General features: G+C 49.5%; 1 rRNA gene. It reads left to right on the top strand.

The window, feature by feature from the left end:
• Positions 1–52, top strand: a 16S ribosomal RNA gene (locus ULO1_RS14435); the annotation flags it as partial.
• Between the last annotated feature and the right edge of the window lie 170 nt (positions 53–222).

Here is a 222-nt window from a genome sequence, read left to right as displayed (position 1 = left end):
GAAGTCGTAACAAGGTAGCCGTATCGGAAGGTGCGGCTGGATCACCTCCTTTCTAAGGAGACAACGAGTTTAGGTGGAAGAACATCCTGTTTAGTTTTGAGGGATCGAGCCGTAATCGAGGTTCGAAATTCGAGGTACGAAGTTCGAACCTGAGGCGAAAATCCCTGGCTTAAGGCAACTTAAGCTGAGGTTTTTCGGCCGACGGGACTCGATACGTAAAGC

Source organism: Carboxydocella sp. ULO1, from assembly GCF_002049255.1.
GTDB lineage: Bacteria > Bacillota.
The sequence above is the reverse complement of the archived record's forward strand: the minus strand, read 5'-3'. Positions and strand labels throughout refer to the sequence as shown.